This window comes from Anaerococcus sp. Marseille-P3915, from assembly GCF_900258475.1.
Lineage (GTDB): Bacteria > Bacillota > Clostridia > Tissierellales > Peptoniphilaceae > Anaerococcus > Anaerococcus kampingae.
In genome coordinates this window covers 1,326,572-1,341,477 of record NZ_LT984887.1, presented here as the reverse complement: position 1 = coordinate 1,341,477, position 14,906 = coordinate 1,326,572, and the positions used below count along the sequence as shown (strand labels likewise).

Below are 14,906 nucleotides of genomic sequence, written 5' to 3'. Positions count from 1 at the left end.
TTTGATATTAATCTAAGATAGAATTTAGGAAAATTTTCCTTGACATTATTTCCTATAAGTTTTAAAATTGATGTATACAAGGGAGTTCTTTCTAAGATCTGAGAGGAGGTTATAAACCTCGACCTTACCTGATTTGGGTAATGCCAACGTAGGGATGTGTACAAATTTTACTCACTCTTATGAGAGCTTATTAAGACAGGCCTTGCTTGTCTTATTTTTTTGTAAATTTTTAAGAAAGGAAGATTCTTGCCGAAAATCGGCAAGCTTGCTAGGCAAGTAAAAATAATAAGCGTTAGATTGGGGGCACCACCTTCTATCGCTATAGAAAACAATGTAAGGAGATTTTTATGACAGAAATGAAAAAAGCATTGACCATTGCGGGTTCAGACTCCAGTGGAGGCGCCGGTATACAAGCAGACATCAAGACTATGACTGTAAATGGGGTTTTTGCCATGAGTGCTATCACAGCCCTAACTGCACAAAACACAACCGGCGTAAGTGATATTTTAGAAGCAAGTCCAGAATTTTTGAAAGAACAATTGGATTCGGTTTTTACGGATATTTTTCCAGATGCAGTTAAGATTGGCATGGTTTCATCAAGTGGCCTAATTGAGATAATTGCAGAAAGACTTATCTATTATAAGGCCAAAAATATTGTTGTAGACCCAGTCATGGTTGCAACAAGCGGGGCAAAATTATTACAAGATGATGCCATCAAAACCCTTGAAGATAAGCTCTTTCCACTTGCAGATGTCCTAACACCAAATATCCCAGAAGCAGAAATCCTAATCGGTAGGAAAATTACTTCTGTAGAAGATATGGAAGAGGCCGCCAAGGAGATTTCATCCAAATATAAGTGCGCAACTCTCTTAAAGGGCGGCCATGCCTTAAATGATGCCAATGACTACCTCTATGCAAAAGGGGAAGGCAAGTGGTTTGATGGTAAGAGAATTGACACAAATAACACCCACGGCACAGGCTGCACTTTATCATCAGCAATCGCCTCTAACCTTGCAAAGGGATTTCCAATGGAAGCAGCAGTCAAAAAAGCCAAGGACTATATATCAAAAGCTCTTGCAGCAGGCCTTAATTTAGGCAAAGGCTCAGGTCCAATGAACCACGCCTTTGATATAAAAGAAGAATATAAGGAGGTCTATGATGAAAAAGACTTCTAATTTTGAAAACGGCCTCATCTGGTTTGGAGCTGGGGTTTCCATAGCGGAAATTATCACAGGTACCTATTTTGCACCACTTGGCTTTAAAAACGGACTTATGGCTATCCTCATCGGCCATTTGATAGGGGCAGTTCTCCTATATTTGGCAGGGATAATCGGAGGTATGAGCGAAAAATCAGCCATGGAGACAGTTAAGATGTCCTTTGGCCAAAAGGGCGGCCTATTTTTCGCCTTTCTAAATGTCCTCCAGCTTGTAGGATGGACTGCTATTATGATATATGACGGGGCAATTTCAACATCCCACGTCTTTACTACAGGCCATATTCTTTGGGCTCTTGTTATTGGACTTTTGATCCTAGTTTGGATAAAAATTGGGATATCAAATCTTGGCAAGCTAAATACAGTTTCCATGTCACTTCTATTTATCCTAACTATTGTCCTTTCCTTTAAAATCCTAAAGGGAGTTGACTTTATGTCAGAAGCAACAGCAGATGCTATGAGCTTTGGCCTTGCTATTGAGCTTGCCATAGCTATGCCAATGTCTTGGATGCCACTTATTTCTGACTACACTAGAGAGGCAGAAGACCCAAAGGCTGCAACGCTCACATCAACTCTAACATACAGCCTTGTATCAATTTGGATGTATGTGATAGGAATGGGCATGGCCCTTCTTACAGAGGAAAGCGACATAGCTATGATTATGGTTAAATCAGGCCTAGGCCTTGCTGCCATGCTGATAATTATCCTATCTACAGTTACAACCACCTTCCTAGATGCTTACTCTGCAGGTATCTCAGCCGAATCCCTATCAAAAAAAGTGAACGGCCAAAAGATAGGCATAATTGTCACAATCATAGGCACAATCGGGGCGATAATTTTCCCAATGGATGATATAACAGACTTCCTTTACCTAATAGGTTCTGTATTTGCTCCAATGATTGCAGTCCAAATAGCAGATTATTTTATACTAAAAAAAGATGTCACAAGCCGCGACATCTATGTCAAAAATATGATAATTTGGCTAATTGGCTTTATCATCTATAGGATACTCTTAAAGATGGATATCTTTATAGGCTCAACCATAGCCTGCATAGTAATTGTTCTAATCCTAAAAGTAATCGTAGAAAAATTAATAAAAGACTAAATAATTATAAGCAAAAACTGACCCCAAAAGTTCAGTCAGATTGTAAAAAGTCTGGCTGACCTTAAAAGGTCAGTTTTTAAGTGGGTATTTTATTTAAAATCCCAAGAAGTTTTCTTATCTTCTTCGGTGATTTGCCTATAGACCTTGCAAGGGTTGCCGAAGGCCAGGCTATTATCAGGTATGTCATTATTTACAAGGCTGCCTGCTCCTATTACTACATTTGAACCTATATTGACCCCTGGCATGACAGCGACATTTGCCCCAAACCAGACATCATCGCCAACTGTAATTGGGTGGGCATATTCAAGCCCCTTATTTCTCCTATCCTTATCAATAGGGTGGCCAGCTGTTGAAAAGGTACAATTTGGGGCGATAAAGACATTATCTCCAAAACTAACCTTTGCTCCGTCAAGGATTATGAGATTGTGGTTGGCATAAAAATTTTCTCCGATAGAAATATTGTAACCATAATCGCAATAAAAAGGCCCTGTAAAGAAGAAATTCTCCTTAGTCTTTATCCCTAGTTCATGAATAATTTCTCTTAGGGCTTTCTCATCTGATGGAAGGCTTGTATTGTATTTAAAGCAAAGGTCCTTGGCCCTTAGCCTGTCTATTTTTAATTCCTCATCGTAATTAGCATCATAAAGGATGCCCTTAAGCATTTTTTCTTTTTCAGTCATGCTTTTCCTTGTCAATTTCTCTTATAGATATGTCATAGAGGTCTTCGTAGAGGTAGGATTTGTCTATTCCTTTCATGAAAACTTCTCTATCGTCTATTTTATCTGTGAGGGCAGATTTTAAAAGATGTTTTATTTCAAGTGTATTTACAACAGATCTCTCCATAGCGGAAAGATAGACAAACTTATCAATCTTGTCCCAATCGATGCATTTACCTAGGTTTTTCTTTAAGATAAGGTCAAGCCAAATCCTAGTCGCTCTTCCGTTTCCCTCACGAAATGGGTGTGCCACGTTCATTTCTACATACTTATCAATAATCTCATCAAAACTATTTTCTGGCATTTTTTCAATGATAGATAGATTGGACTCTAGAAAAAGAAGGGGGGCAAAGCGGAAGTTACCCTTAGATATATTTACAGTCCTGATTTTGCCAGCAAAATCAAAGACATCTTGAAAGAGATAGGCGTGGATATCTGCTAGGGATTTGAAAGTGCCCACTTCAAAATGATCTATAAGGCCAGTATCCCAAAGCTCTATGGCTCTTTTTTTGCTCAAATATTCTTCATTCTTGTTCATAGGCCCTCCTTTTTTATAAATTATACTCTTAGGAAATCAAAAAAGCAGACCCTAGGGTCTGCTAATCTTAGGCTAATTCCACCTTGTGGAAGTTTTTCTTGCCTTTTTTGATTATTATTCTATTATCTTCAAAGATTTCTTCTGTTACTTCAAAGGCTGGGTCTGTGATTTTTTCGTCGTTGATTGATACGCCGCCTTGCTTCACTATTCTTCTTGCTTCACCGTTTGATTTGGTTAGGCCTACTTCTGTCATTAGGGCTAGAAGGCCTTTTGGTAGGTCAGATGCAGAAATTTGTGTGGTTGGCATGGCGCTTTCATCGCCTTTGCCTGAAAATAGAGCTCTTGCTGCGGATAGGGCTTCATCTGCCTTATCCTTGCCATGAACTAGTTTTACTACTTCGTAGGCTAGGGTTTCTTTGGCCTTGTTGATTTCTGCTGCATCTGTTGCTGATCCTAATTTCTTACATTCTGCTGTTGGTAGGAAGGTTAGTTGAAGGAGGAATTTCTCCAAGTCCCTGTCATCGACATTTCTCATGTATTGGAACATTTCATATGGTGAAGTCTTCTCTTCATCTATCCATACAGCTCCTTTTTGGCTCTTGCCCATCTTTACCCCATCTGCTGTTGTAAGTAGGGAGAAGGTCATACCATAAGCCTTGCCGTCTTCATGTTTTTTGATTAGGTCTACTCCTCCGATGATGTTTGACCATTGGTCAGATCCACCCATTTCAAGGGTTACACCATTGTCCCTATACATCTTTAAGAAGTCGTAAGATTGCAATAGCATATAAGAAAATTCAAAGAAGGTTAGGCCGCCTGCTGCAAGTCTATTTTTGTAGGCATCTTTTTTAAGCATTTCACCTACCAAGAATTCGCTTCCTACATCCCTTAAAAATTCAAGGAATTTAAGGTCAAGGAGCCAATCCTTGTTGTTAAGCATGGTTGCCTTGCCGTCAGAAAAGTCCAAGAATCTTTGGAATTGCTTGTAGAAGCAGTCAGCATTGTGGTCGATTCTTTCAACTGTCATAACTTGGCGCATATCGCTTCTTCCAGATGGGTCACCGATTAGGGTTGTACCTCCACCAAGAAGGGCAACTGGCTTGTGGCCGTAGTTTTGCATGCGCATCATAACCATAATTTGGATAAGGTGACCAACTGTAAGTGAATCTGCTGTAGCATCAAAGCCACAGTAGAATTTCACAGAATCATTTGCAAGGATTTTTTTTAGTTCTTCTTCGTTGGTGGCTTGTTCATAGTAGCCACGATCTACTAGTTCATCAAAAACATTATCGTATTCTTTTTCGTAAGTAAATTTCATCTTTTTTCCTTTCTTAAAATAAGCACAAAAAAAGAGCATAAAAGCGCAATAAATGCGGTACCAGCTTTTTTTATACTCTGCATATGGGACAGGCGCCCATATTCGCCTTAAACAAAATGAAAGTGTAAGTTCAGATAAGTTATTTCAAACCATCCTACTGGAATTCATTGTAAGTTTTATTCTTACATCTACTTAACGCCTGTAAATGTCTTTTGTCAAATATTGACAATTTAGCCTGATAATTTATTATTGAAATAACAAAATCGGGGTATATTTATAATAAGTAGATACGAGAAAAAAAGAAAGGAGCTACCATGAAAAAGAAACTTATAGCATGCGGATTAATGGTCGCCATGCTTATGCCAACAGGTGCGGCCTTTGCTGATTCTAACAATTACACAGGCGAGGGCTTTGGTAAGGGAGATTATTCTTATGAAGATGGGATGTATTTGCCAGCTCTTCATTATTTTGGGGTAAAAAAAGGTAGGCAAGTTCATCCATTTGGGGAAAGTAAGGTTGGAAAGATTTCTAAAGAAGAAAAGCTAGAAATTTTGGCAAGACCAAAGGTTAAAAACTTGATCAAGGCCTACAATTCTTTTTACCAAACCATCATAAAATGGTATAAATATGGCGATAAGAGAATCGATAGGTGGAAAGAAGTCAAAAATATGACAGATCCAGTTTTTGGTAAATTAAATAAGGAACAGTTTTTAAAGATTTATACCACTGGGGCTATTACTCTCCAAAAAGTACGTGACTATTTTGATTATATGGGCCTAGTAGAAAGCGACTACACATATCAAGAGACACTTAAAATGATCGATAGGTCAGAGCTTAGTTTTGAAAAAATCAAATCTTGTGGGGCAGAAGATACACTTGTTTTTAATCAAGGAATAACAAGTGCTAAACTAGATGCCCAGTCTAAGGACCTTGCTGATTCTGATGGCGGAAATTTAGTAAAAAAACTTGTAGAAAATTTTGATGGCTATAAGATTGGAAAGCCAACAGAAGTCTTAGGTAAGTCTAAAGCAGGAGCTTATGACAAGAGACTTTACCTACAAATTTACTTAACTAGGGATGATTCACAAATTCTCTTCCAAATGGCAGGCAAGGATGAAGAAATCTGGAGCGATTATTCCTTGAAAGATAAAAAAATATCCAACGTTTATGGCCAAGAAATGGTTCTTTCTTCCTATAAAGAGGGAGGTTTATATAGGGCAGAGTTTAAAGATTTGGATAATGAATATTTGGTAGAATCCTCTGGTATTTCTGAAGACGAATTTTTGGTGATTTTAAGGTCCTTTATAGCCAATATTAGAAATACCTCAGCTTTATCATCTATGAAATTAGAATTCTAAAAAGGTAGCAGAGAAATAAAATAGTAAACATAGGGCTCTAATTTGACATTAGAGCCTTTTTAGTTTCATTAATTTAGAAAAAAAATCAAAAAGTGAAACAATTTTGCGAAAATGGTACAAATTATTGACTTATTTGTTTTATAAGCATATTATTTAATTAGGAGTTAGTTATGGCGAATGTTTTCATAAAATTAAATTCATATATACAATCAGCGACACCTAGTGAGAAAGAGATTATAAATTACATTCTTAACAATTATAGAGAGGTAATCAGGGAAGATGTAAGAACACTTGCTGAAAAAACGTTCTCATCTGCATCTACAATTGTTAGGATGTGTAAAAAATTAGGCTATACTGGTTTTGCTGATATGAAAAACGAACTTATTTATGAGGTTGCTCTTACTGAATCAAACAAAAAGCAGCTTAATAAAAATGTTGGTGATACTCATAATGTTTCTGACACAATTGAAATGATTTTAGAAAAAACTCAAACTTCTTTGACTAATACCTCGAAACTTCAAAACGAAGAAGACATACTCCAGGTGCTTGACTTGATTGAAAATTCTGAAAATATCAACCTTTTCGGAATGGGATCTTCCTTGCTTGCAGCCAGAGATATGAAACAAAAGTTTTTGAGGGTTGGTAAGGTTTTAAACATTGATGATGATTGGCATATACAGTATTTATTTGCAAAAAATTCTGATCCGACTACACTAGCAATTATTTTTTCCTATTCGGGTAATACCAAAGAAATTATTGACTGTGTTAAGGTTTTGAAGCAAAACTCTTCGAAGATTGTAGCCATAACTGGTTTTCTTAATTCTTATGTTGCGAAAAATTCTGATATTATATTGCAGGTTGCTCCAAGTGAGAATATACCAAGGCCAGGAGCTTTCAGCTCTAGGATTTCACAGCTGCATATAATTGATATTTTATACAATATTTACATTCATAGGCACTATGATAAATATATGGAAAAATTAAGCGACAACTTTATAGGAAAGGAGGACGAAAATGATGGAAAACTTTTTTGAATCGAAGACAGAAAGTAGAAATACAAATTCGGTCAACCTAGACAATATGACATCTTTGGAAATAGTTAGGCTAATGAATGAAGAAGATAAGTTTATAGCATATTGCATAGAAAATTCTCTTACAGATATAGCAAAATTAATAGAAGAAGTAGCAAAAGCCTATAAAAATTCAGGAAGACTTATCTATATCGGAGCAGGCACAAGCGGCAGGCTTGGAGTCTTGGATGCTTCAGAGTGCCCACCAACCTTTAGCGTAGATTGTGAAAAAGTTCTAGGCCTTATAGCAGGAGGTAATTCAGCCATGTTTAAGGCTGTAGAAAATTCTGAAGATAGCGAACTTGATGTTATAGAAGACCTAAAAGAAATCGACTTAAATTCAAATGATATCCTGGTTGGTATAACAGCAAGCGGCAGGACCCCTTATGTGGTGGCAGGTATTAAATACGCAAAGTCAATAGGGGTTAAAACCGGAAGTATTTCCTGTAATACAAAGGCAAGGGTAAGTGAAATAGCAGATTATCCAATAGAAGTAGAAGTGGGGCCCGAGGTTTTAACAGGATCTACTAGGCTTAAGGCAGGAACAGCCACTAAAATGGTTCTAAATATGATTACCACTGCAAGCATGGTCCTATCGGGTAAAGTTTATAAAAACTATATGGTAGATCTTAAGGCATCTAACAATAAGCTAAAATTAAGGGCAGAAAATATTGTGATTGATGTCACTGGTGTGAGTAGGAAAGAAGCGGAAGATGCACTAAAATCTTTCGATTGGGATGTGAAATTGTCAATTTATAGTATCCTTACAGGGAAAAGTTTTGAACAAGCGAGATTAGATTTAGAAAAATCGGATGGATTTTTAAGAAAAGCGCTAGAGGAGGTTGATAATTAGTATGGATCAATTAGAAAAAGATATATTTGAAATAATAGTAAATGCTGGACAGGGCAAAGCCTATGTTTACGAGGCTTTGGCAGAAGCTGAAGAGGGCAAATTTGAAAATATAGGGGAAACCTATAAAAAGGCAGACGAATATTTTAACAAGGCCCACAATATTCAAACTAGACTTATGCAAGATGAAATGAATGAGGATTCTAAATATGTATCCCTACTTATGGTTCACGCCCAAGATCAGCTGATGACAGCTCTTGAAAGTAGGGATTTGATAAAATCTTTGATAAAAATGTATGAAAAAATCTATGAACAAAAATAGTATCTATAAAACTGACGTCCCACAAATAGGATTTCTAAGAGCGGTAATTATCATTTTGGTTAATTTTTTAACCCTAACCTACCTACCGAGATTCGTAGATAGTAGACTTGTCTATGTATTGCTTGCAGCAGGCATTATGAGCCTAAGCTTTGTATTAAGCGCTTATAAATTATCTAGTGGGGAAAAGATATTTATCAAGTGGTTTTTTATAAAATTATTGGCAAGCTTTTTATTAATAAGTTTCATTTTATTTATAGTTATGTATCAAATGTAAGATAGGAGGTCTTATGAAAGTTTTATTTATTTGTTCCTTAGGAATGAGCTCATCTATTACAGTTAATGCTATGAAAGATGAGGCGGAAAAGCAAGGTATTGATATCGAGGTTAATTCAGTTGGCTCAACCCAAGCTATTGATGAACTTGCAAAAGGCTACGATGTAGCAATGGTTGCACCACAAATCAGGCATAGATTTAAGGAGCTAGAACAAGCAGCAAGTGCAGCTAATGTCCCAATTGAGCTAATCGAGCCAATGGCCTATTCACCAATAGGAAGCAAGAAGCTTCTTAAACAAGTTCTAGATTTGTATGAGAAAAACAAATAATTTAAAGGGGTAAATTATGGATAAATTTGCAAATATGATTGATGAAAAATTAGCAAGTCCTATGGCAAGACTTGCTGAGCAAAGACACCTAAGAGCCGTAAGAGACGGTATTATAGCAACACTTCCTTTAATAATTGTTGCGTCAATGTTTTTGGTTATAGGATTCTTGCCAAACCAATTGCCACAAGATTGGGGCGTTGCAATCTGGATAAAAGAACACGCTGGAGATATACTATTGCCACACAGGGTTTCAATGTTTATTATGACCCTATACGCAGTATTTGGGATAGGATATTCTCTTGCAAAATCTTATGATTTAGACGGCCTATCAGGAGCGATTATAGCAGAACTTGCTTATCTATTAACAATAGTTCCACAAGTAGGTCCTGCAGCAAGCGAGGCTGTCACAAATCTTGCAAGCTCAAATGTAGAATTGGCTGAATATTTAGAGCAAGTTCCACAAGGTTGGCTGCTTCCAATGGCAAATCTTGGATCTGCAGGTATGTTCGTTGGTATTATTTCTGCAATAGTTGCAGTAGAAATCTATAGACTATTTATGAAAAAAGGTCTTACAATCAAAATGCCACCACAAGTACCAGAATCAGTAGCCAGATCATTTGAATCACTAATTCCAACTGCGGTTGTAATGCTATTATTTGCAACCATATCTATGTGGTTAAAAATAGACCTTCATGGGATAATTGGTAAACTAATCACACCATTAGTGTCAGCATCTGATACACTAACATCAGTACTAATCCTAGTATTCTTACAATCATTCTTCTGGATATTTGGTATCCACGGAGCTTCAATTGTAGGTACAGTAGCAAGACCACTATGGCTGATGCTAATCGACCAAAACGCCCAAGCCTTTGCAGCGGGAGAAGCAATACCAAATGTAGCAGCAGAACCATTCTACCAATGGTTTATCTATATAGGTGGTGCAGGAGCAACATTAGGACTTGCAATTTTATTACTATTTAGGTCAAAATCAACCTACGGCAAAACATTAGGAAAAACAGCTATAATCCCAGCTATATTTAATATTAATGAACCAATGATCTTTGGTGCTCCAATTGTATTAAATCCAATCTTAATGATACCATTTGTTGTTATACCAATGATTTTAGCTATAATTGCATGGATAGCAACCCAACTTGGACTTGTAGGTAGGGTTATAACAATAGCTCCATGGACCTTGCCTGGACCTATAGGTGCCTTCTTTGCAACAGGCGATATCAGAGCATCAATATTAAGTGTAATTTTGATAATACTTTCTGTAATTATGTATTATCCATTCTTCAAGATGTATGATAATAAATTATACAAAGAAGAACACGAAGGTTTAGAAGAAGATAAATAACAAAAAAGGGGCTGAGTTTTCAGCCCTTTTATATAGGAGGAAATATGAGAAAACTTGGAATTTCAATTTATCCTGAGAAATCTGACATAGATGAACTAAAAAATTATATACAAAAAGCCCACGATTGCGGTTTTAGGAGGATTTTTTCTTCATTTTTGTTTGCTGATAATGAAAATGCTGAAGAAATAAAAACTAAGTTTGAAGAGGTAAATTTATTTGCCAAAAAACTTGGTTATGAGATTATAGTTGACGTAAATCCTAGGGTGATGAAAGCTCTTGGAATAAATTATGATGATTTGAAATTTTTTAAATCGCTTCATGCTGACGGGATTAGGCTTGATTTGGGCTTTAGCGGCCTAGAAGAAAGTTTGATGACCTTTAATGAAGAAGGGCTTAAGATTGAAATAAACATGTCTATGGATACCCACATGATAGATAATATTATGGACTACCAGCCAAACAAATACAATTTAATTGGTTGCCATAATTTTTATCCACACAGGTATTCTGCTCTTGATGTTGACTTTTTTATGAGGACTACAGAAAAATACAATAAATATAAGTTAAGGACAGCAGCCTTTGTCACAAGTCAAAATAAGGATACTTTCGGACCTTGGCCAGTAGCTGAGGGCCTACCAACCCTTGAAATCCACAGGAATTTACCGATTGATGTACAAATCAAACATTTTGTTGTTATTGATAATATAGATGATATAATTATTTCAAACTGCTATCCAAGTGATGAAGAATTAGAAAAAATTAGCAAACTTTCTTTAGATAAGCTAACTTTTGATGTGGAATTAGTAGATGAAATCACTGATCTTATGAAAAAAATAGTTTTAGAAGAAAAACATTTCTATAGGGGAGATCATTCTGATTATCTTATTAGATCTACACAAAGTAGGGTCAAATACAAGGGCGAAAGCTTCCCAGTTATAAACGCTCCTGCTAAGATTAGAAAGGGAGATATAATTATTGAAGCTGACGGCTATGGACACTACACAGGTGAGCTTCAAATATCAAAAAAAGATATGGAAAATTCAGGACTTAGCAATGTAGTGGGAAGAATTTCTGAAGATGAAGTTTTCCTTATCGATTATTTAAAACCTTGGCAAAAATTTGCCTTTAAACTAAAATGAAGATGAGTAAAAACGAGCCTGATATTATAGTTGTAGATGCAGGCGGTACATCGAGTAAGTTTGGAATATTTAGGGATGGTAAGTTAATTAATAAAAGTAAATTACCATCAAGTCACATACTTCAGGTTGGAAGTAAAAAAATGACAGAAATCTTATTCCAAGGCATAGAAGAAATAAAACTTGATAGGGATTTTAAAATAGTATTCGGTCTGGCAGGTTTTGGCTCTGATCAAAAGATTAGGTATGAAATAAAGGATGCTATAGAGGATAAGTTTTCTTCATATGATTATTATCTTACAAATGATATAGAGCTTGCCTATTACTCTGAGTTTGAGAGAGAAACTGGAATTTTAATCATCTTAGGAACTGGCTCTATTGCCTATAAGTATGAAAGCAAGAAGTTTATAAGAGCTGGAGGTTGGGGCTATAGGATTGGAGATGAGGCAAGTGGTTATGACCTTGGCATGAAACTTATCAAAGAATTCACTAAGGAAGCAGACAAGAGAAGAGAAAAAACTGACCTTTATAAATGTGTGAGAGAGTATTTTTCTTTGGAAAATGACTATGACTTGATACTTAAGGTTCAGAATATGAATAGAACCCAAATAGCGTCTTTATCTGGTCTTGTTTTTGATTTGTACAAAAAAAACAATAATAAAGCTAAGGAAATAATAGATTTTATGGTTTTGGAAATTGTAGAGCTAATAGGGGCCCTTGACTCCGAGAAGGTAAAGAAAGTTGCCCTTTTTGGAGGTCTAACAAAATCAGACATTGGATTTGATAAATTAATAAAAAATAAATTAAGGGAAGACATAGACCTAGTTGTAGCTAAAAATGACGCCCTAGAAGGTGGCTATAAACTTAGCGGGGTCGTATTTTCTTAGCCTAATTAAAAAGTGATAATTCAAGATTTAGTTAATTTGAATTATCACTTTTATTTTTAAGAAAATTTTATTTGTAAGTTATTATAAAATTTTTGTCATTTTGGGCCTTTTTTCTATACCTATCTAAAATAAGATGGTACAGCTTATCGCTCATTTTCTTAGATGTTTCTAGTGTTAGTTTCACATATTTTTCATAAGCCATATTAAGGTCATATAAAATAATGGATTTTTGGTAAAGCATGATTGGGGAAATGGGATTCTTATTGTTTGCTGAAATTGATTTATTTATATAGTATAGGGCCAGGTAAGACTTGTCTAAAGTATAATATGTATTTGATATATTATGGTATAAGATTGAGTTTAGACTATTATTATCTATTTTTGAATTTTCAATAAATTTTAGATAGGCCAGCCTATCATCTTTATTGCTAAGACATATAGCGTAATTTATCAGCAATCTATAGTCTATTATATCATAGGCATTTGAGCTAAGATCAATAAAATCGAAGGTCTTAGCTATATTTAATGCTTTAATAATTATAGATTTTTTATCATTCTTATTTTTCAACTCTATACTTTGAAATAATAATCTTAGCTTTCTAGCCTTATCTCTTATGATTTTTCTAGTAGAAGTATTTTCAATTTCTGTTAAAATCTTGATTTCATCAGTCTGACTGCTTCCAGCATACCTATCCCTAGAATTTAATTTATCTATAAGCTTATCAATTTGCTGAGAGTCATCTAATAAAAGATAAAGATACTCTTCTACAAGATCTACATTGAAGATTTCAGAAAGAATTTCAAGCTTATCCAAATCTATATCAACCTTGCCATTTTCCATATTAGAAATGGTTTTGACATTGATAAAAGAAAGTTCAGCAAGTTTTTCTTGGCTAATATTATTGTTTTTTCTTATTTTTTTTAAAACTTTCCCCAATTTATAATTAATTAGATTCATAAAACCACCATTATCTCATCATATCACATTATAATAGGAAAGTCTATAGAAAAATAAAACATTAATATTATATCTTATCGTGATACAATCATACTAAGAATGATTACAGGAAATATATTTTAGTTAAAGCTTAAAAAATAATAGCTCTTGCTTATATAGTAGGTAAAAATGGAGCGACAAATGAAAAAGTTAAATCCAATGAGGTATAAAAATGGAGATATTATAGCTTTACATTGATTATAAGCAAGAAAACTAATAGGAGGATATTATGAAAAAAATTATTTTGACAAGTTTACTAGCTTTTTCTTTTTTGACTGTAAGTGTAAATGCTAGTGAGGGTGTTTTTGTAAATGATTATGTAAATACCGAGACTTATCCTGATGGTAATACTCTTGAAAATGATTTTAAAAAAGAGAAAGAATACTTGAAGGGGATTTTTGATTTTGATTTTGACCTAGATCAATCTTATGAATTAAGAAAAAATACAGGAGAAAAGACCTATCTATATACAGAAGATAGCCTTGTGACTAAGGATGGGCTTGATATTTCCTTTAGGTATGGACCATATAGCAAGGATTACGAAAAGGCAGCAGCATCCTTCAAAAAAAGTAAGATTAAGGGATTAGATGCCTTAATTTCTAGGGCAGGTGAATTTAATGGAGGCAAGGATTCTGTTTATTCTGCTGATTTTAAATTTGATGGGATATATTATATACTTACTATTAGAGGAACTAGCGAAAGTGACTTTGCTAAAATTGTTGAAAAAGTGATAACAAATATCCTATATAATTTACCAAGGGGAGATGCTTCTTTAGAATCGTTAGTCCAAGATGATTTTAAAGGAGATTCTTCTTATGCTGAGGGCATGTATCTACCAGATATGTCAGTTTCCGGCAAATACCATTTCAAAAACGGAGAGGCTATTAATCCTTATGGTAAAAGTATGGTAGGTAAAATTTCTGATATAGAAAAAAAGAAAATTCTTAATAAAAAACAAGTTAAAAAGTTAATTAAAATATATAACAGATGTTATAGGACAACAGTAAAACTCTATAGGTACGGAGAAAAAAATATTGATAAGTGGAAGAAAGTCAATAACATGACAGACCCTGTATTTGGAAGTTTTACTAAAGAAAAATGGGTATATTACTATAATAAATCCATAAAAGTCCTATCTAATACCAAGTACTATTTCTATAGACTAGGTCTAGATGATTCTGATTTTATAGAAAAAGAAACATTTGATTTGATTGGAAATGATTCTAGATTTGTGCTTACACTTAATAAGTATAAAAAATGAGAGCTCCGTTTTAGGATGGGAAAACTGAATTAAAAATCAGCCTGGAAAAGCTAAGCTTTCCAGGCTATATTTTTGTAAATAGGATAAACTATATCTTTGAATTAATAAAATTATAGATTATATATCACAGGCATTAATTTAAGGTGTTTTCTATCTTTATTAAATGATA

Annotated in this window: 16 protein-coding genes and 1 riboswitch; of the genes, 12 read left to right on the top strand and 4 right to left on the bottom strand. The window is 34.8% G+C overall.

The features are described from left to right. The first annotated feature begins 68 nt into the window (after positions 1-68). Positions 69-173: riboswitch (TPP riboswitch) on the top strand. Positions 174-356: 183 nt separating this feature from the next. Together thiD and cytX are read left to right on the top strand one after the other, a co-directional pair. Beyond that, the gene (thiD, locus tag C8269_RS06540) at positions 357-1,175 is read left to right on the top strand and encodes a bifunctional hydroxymethylpyrimidine kinase/phosphomethylpyrimidine kinase (RefSeq protein WP_106461147.1); all 819 of its coding nucleotides are present in this window, start codon (positions 357-359) and stop codon (positions 1,173-1,175) included. Then, entirely contained in the window at positions 1,159-2,319 is a 1,161-nt protein-coding gene (gene cytX / locus C8269_RS06535; RefSeq protein ID WP_106460912.1) for a putative hydroxymethylpyrimidine transporter CytX, read from the top strand. The genes thiD and cytX overlap by 17 nt, the downstream gene beginning before the upstream one ends. A gap of 89 nt (positions 2,320-2,408) precedes the next feature. Here cytX and C8269_RS06530 read toward each other — a convergent pair whose 3' ends face one another. The 3 genes from C8269_RS06530 to tyrS form a co-directional block, all read right to left on the bottom strand. Then, entirely contained in the window at positions 2,409-2,999 is a 591-nt protein-coding gene (locus C8269_RS06530; RefSeq protein ID WP_106460911.1) for a sugar O-acetyltransferase, read from the bottom strand. Then, positions 2,992-3,573 (bottom strand): protein adenylyltransferase Fic, encoded by a 582-nt coding sequence (gene fic, locus C8269_RS06525; protein WP_106460910.1) that lies wholly within the window; start codon positions 3,571-3,573, stop codon positions 2,992-2,994. The genes C8269_RS06530 and fic overlap by 8 nt, the downstream gene beginning before the upstream one ends. A gap of 67 nt (positions 3,574-3,640) precedes the next feature. After that, positions 3,641-4,891: a tyrosine--tRNA ligase gene (gene tyrS / locus C8269_RS06520; protein ID WP_106460909.1), complete on the bottom strand. Its 1,251-nt coding sequence runs from the start codon at positions 4,889-4,891 to the stop codon at positions 3,641-3,643. Between the two features lie 314 nt (positions 4,892-5,205). On the opposite strand from tyrS, the gene C8269_RS06515 reads away from it, so the two are divergent. From C8269_RS06515 to C8269_RS06475, 9 genes are all read left to right on the top strand, one after another. After that, positions 5,206-6,249: a hypothetical protein gene (locus tag C8269_RS06515; RefSeq protein WP_106460908.1), complete on the top strand. Its 1,044-nt coding sequence runs from the start codon at positions 5,206-5,208 to the stop codon at positions 6,247-6,249. Between the two features lie 170 nt (positions 6,250-6,419). After that, entirely contained in the window at positions 6,420-7,283 is an 864-nt protein-coding gene (locus C8269_RS06510; protein ID WP_106460907.1) for a MurR/RpiR family transcriptional regulator, read from the top strand. Beyond that, positions 7,264-8,172: an N-acetylmuramic acid 6-phosphate etherase gene (gene murQ, locus C8269_RS06505; protein ID WP_106460906.1), complete on the top strand. Its 909-nt coding sequence runs from the start codon at positions 7,264-7,266 to the stop codon at positions 8,170-8,172. The genes C8269_RS06510 and murQ overlap by 20 nt, the downstream gene beginning before the upstream one ends. Before the next feature lies 1 nt (position 8,173). Further along, positions 8,174-8,491, top strand: coding sequence for a PTS lactose/cellobiose transporter subunit IIA (locus C8269_RS06500; protein ID WP_106460905.1), 318 nt, complete (start codon positions 8,174-8,176; stop codon positions 8,489-8,491). Beyond that, positions 8,478-8,765 (top strand): hypothetical protein, encoded by a 288-nt coding sequence (locus tag C8269_RS06495; protein ID WP_106460904.1) that lies wholly within the window; start codon positions 8,478-8,480, stop codon positions 8,763-8,765. Before C8269_RS06500 ends, C8269_RS06495 begins: the two co-directional genes overlap by 14 nt. A gap of 13 nt (positions 8,766-8,778) precedes the next feature. Continuing rightward, entirely contained in the window at positions 8,779-9,093 is a 315-nt protein-coding gene (locus C8269_RS06490) for a PTS sugar transporter subunit IIB (protein ID WP_106460903.1), read from the top strand. Between the two features lie 16 nt (positions 9,094-9,109). After that, on the top strand, positions 9,110-10,456 hold the full coding sequence (locus C8269_RS06485) for a PTS sugar transporter subunit IIC (RefSeq protein WP_199792163.1): 1,347 nt from the start codon (positions 9,110-9,112) through the stop codon (positions 10,454-10,456). A gap of 44 nt (positions 10,457-10,500) precedes the next feature. Continuing rightward, positions 10,501-11,595 carry a DUF871 domain-containing protein gene (locus C8269_RS06480; RefSeq protein WP_106460901.1) on the top strand — a complete coding sequence of 365 codons (1,095 nt, stop codon included), beginning with the start codon at positions 10,501-10,503 and terminating at the stop codon, positions 11,593-11,595. A 2-nt stretch (positions 11,596-11,597) separates the two neighbouring features. After that, positions 11,598-12,479: an N-acetylglucosamine kinase gene (locus tag C8269_RS06475; RefSeq protein ID WP_158698388.1), complete on the top strand. Its 882-nt coding sequence runs from the start codon at positions 11,598-11,600 to the stop codon at positions 12,477-12,479. A gap of 67 nt (positions 12,480-12,546) precedes the next feature. Here the strand turns inward: C8269_RS06475 and C8269_RS06470 are convergent, their stop codons facing one another. After that, on the bottom strand, positions 12,547-13,437 hold the full coding sequence (locus tag C8269_RS06470) for a helix-turn-helix domain-containing protein (RefSeq protein WP_106460899.1): 891 nt from the start codon (positions 13,435-13,437) through the stop codon (positions 12,547-12,549). 268 nt (positions 13,438-13,705) lie between these two features. Here C8269_RS06470 and C8269_RS06465 point away from each other — a divergent pair, with 268 nt between their 5' ends. After that, positions 13,706-14,737, top strand: coding sequence for a hypothetical protein (locus C8269_RS06465; RefSeq protein WP_106460898.1), 1,032 nt, complete (start codon positions 13,706-13,708; stop codon positions 14,735-14,737). Positions 14,738-14,906: the final 169 nt, after the last annotated feature.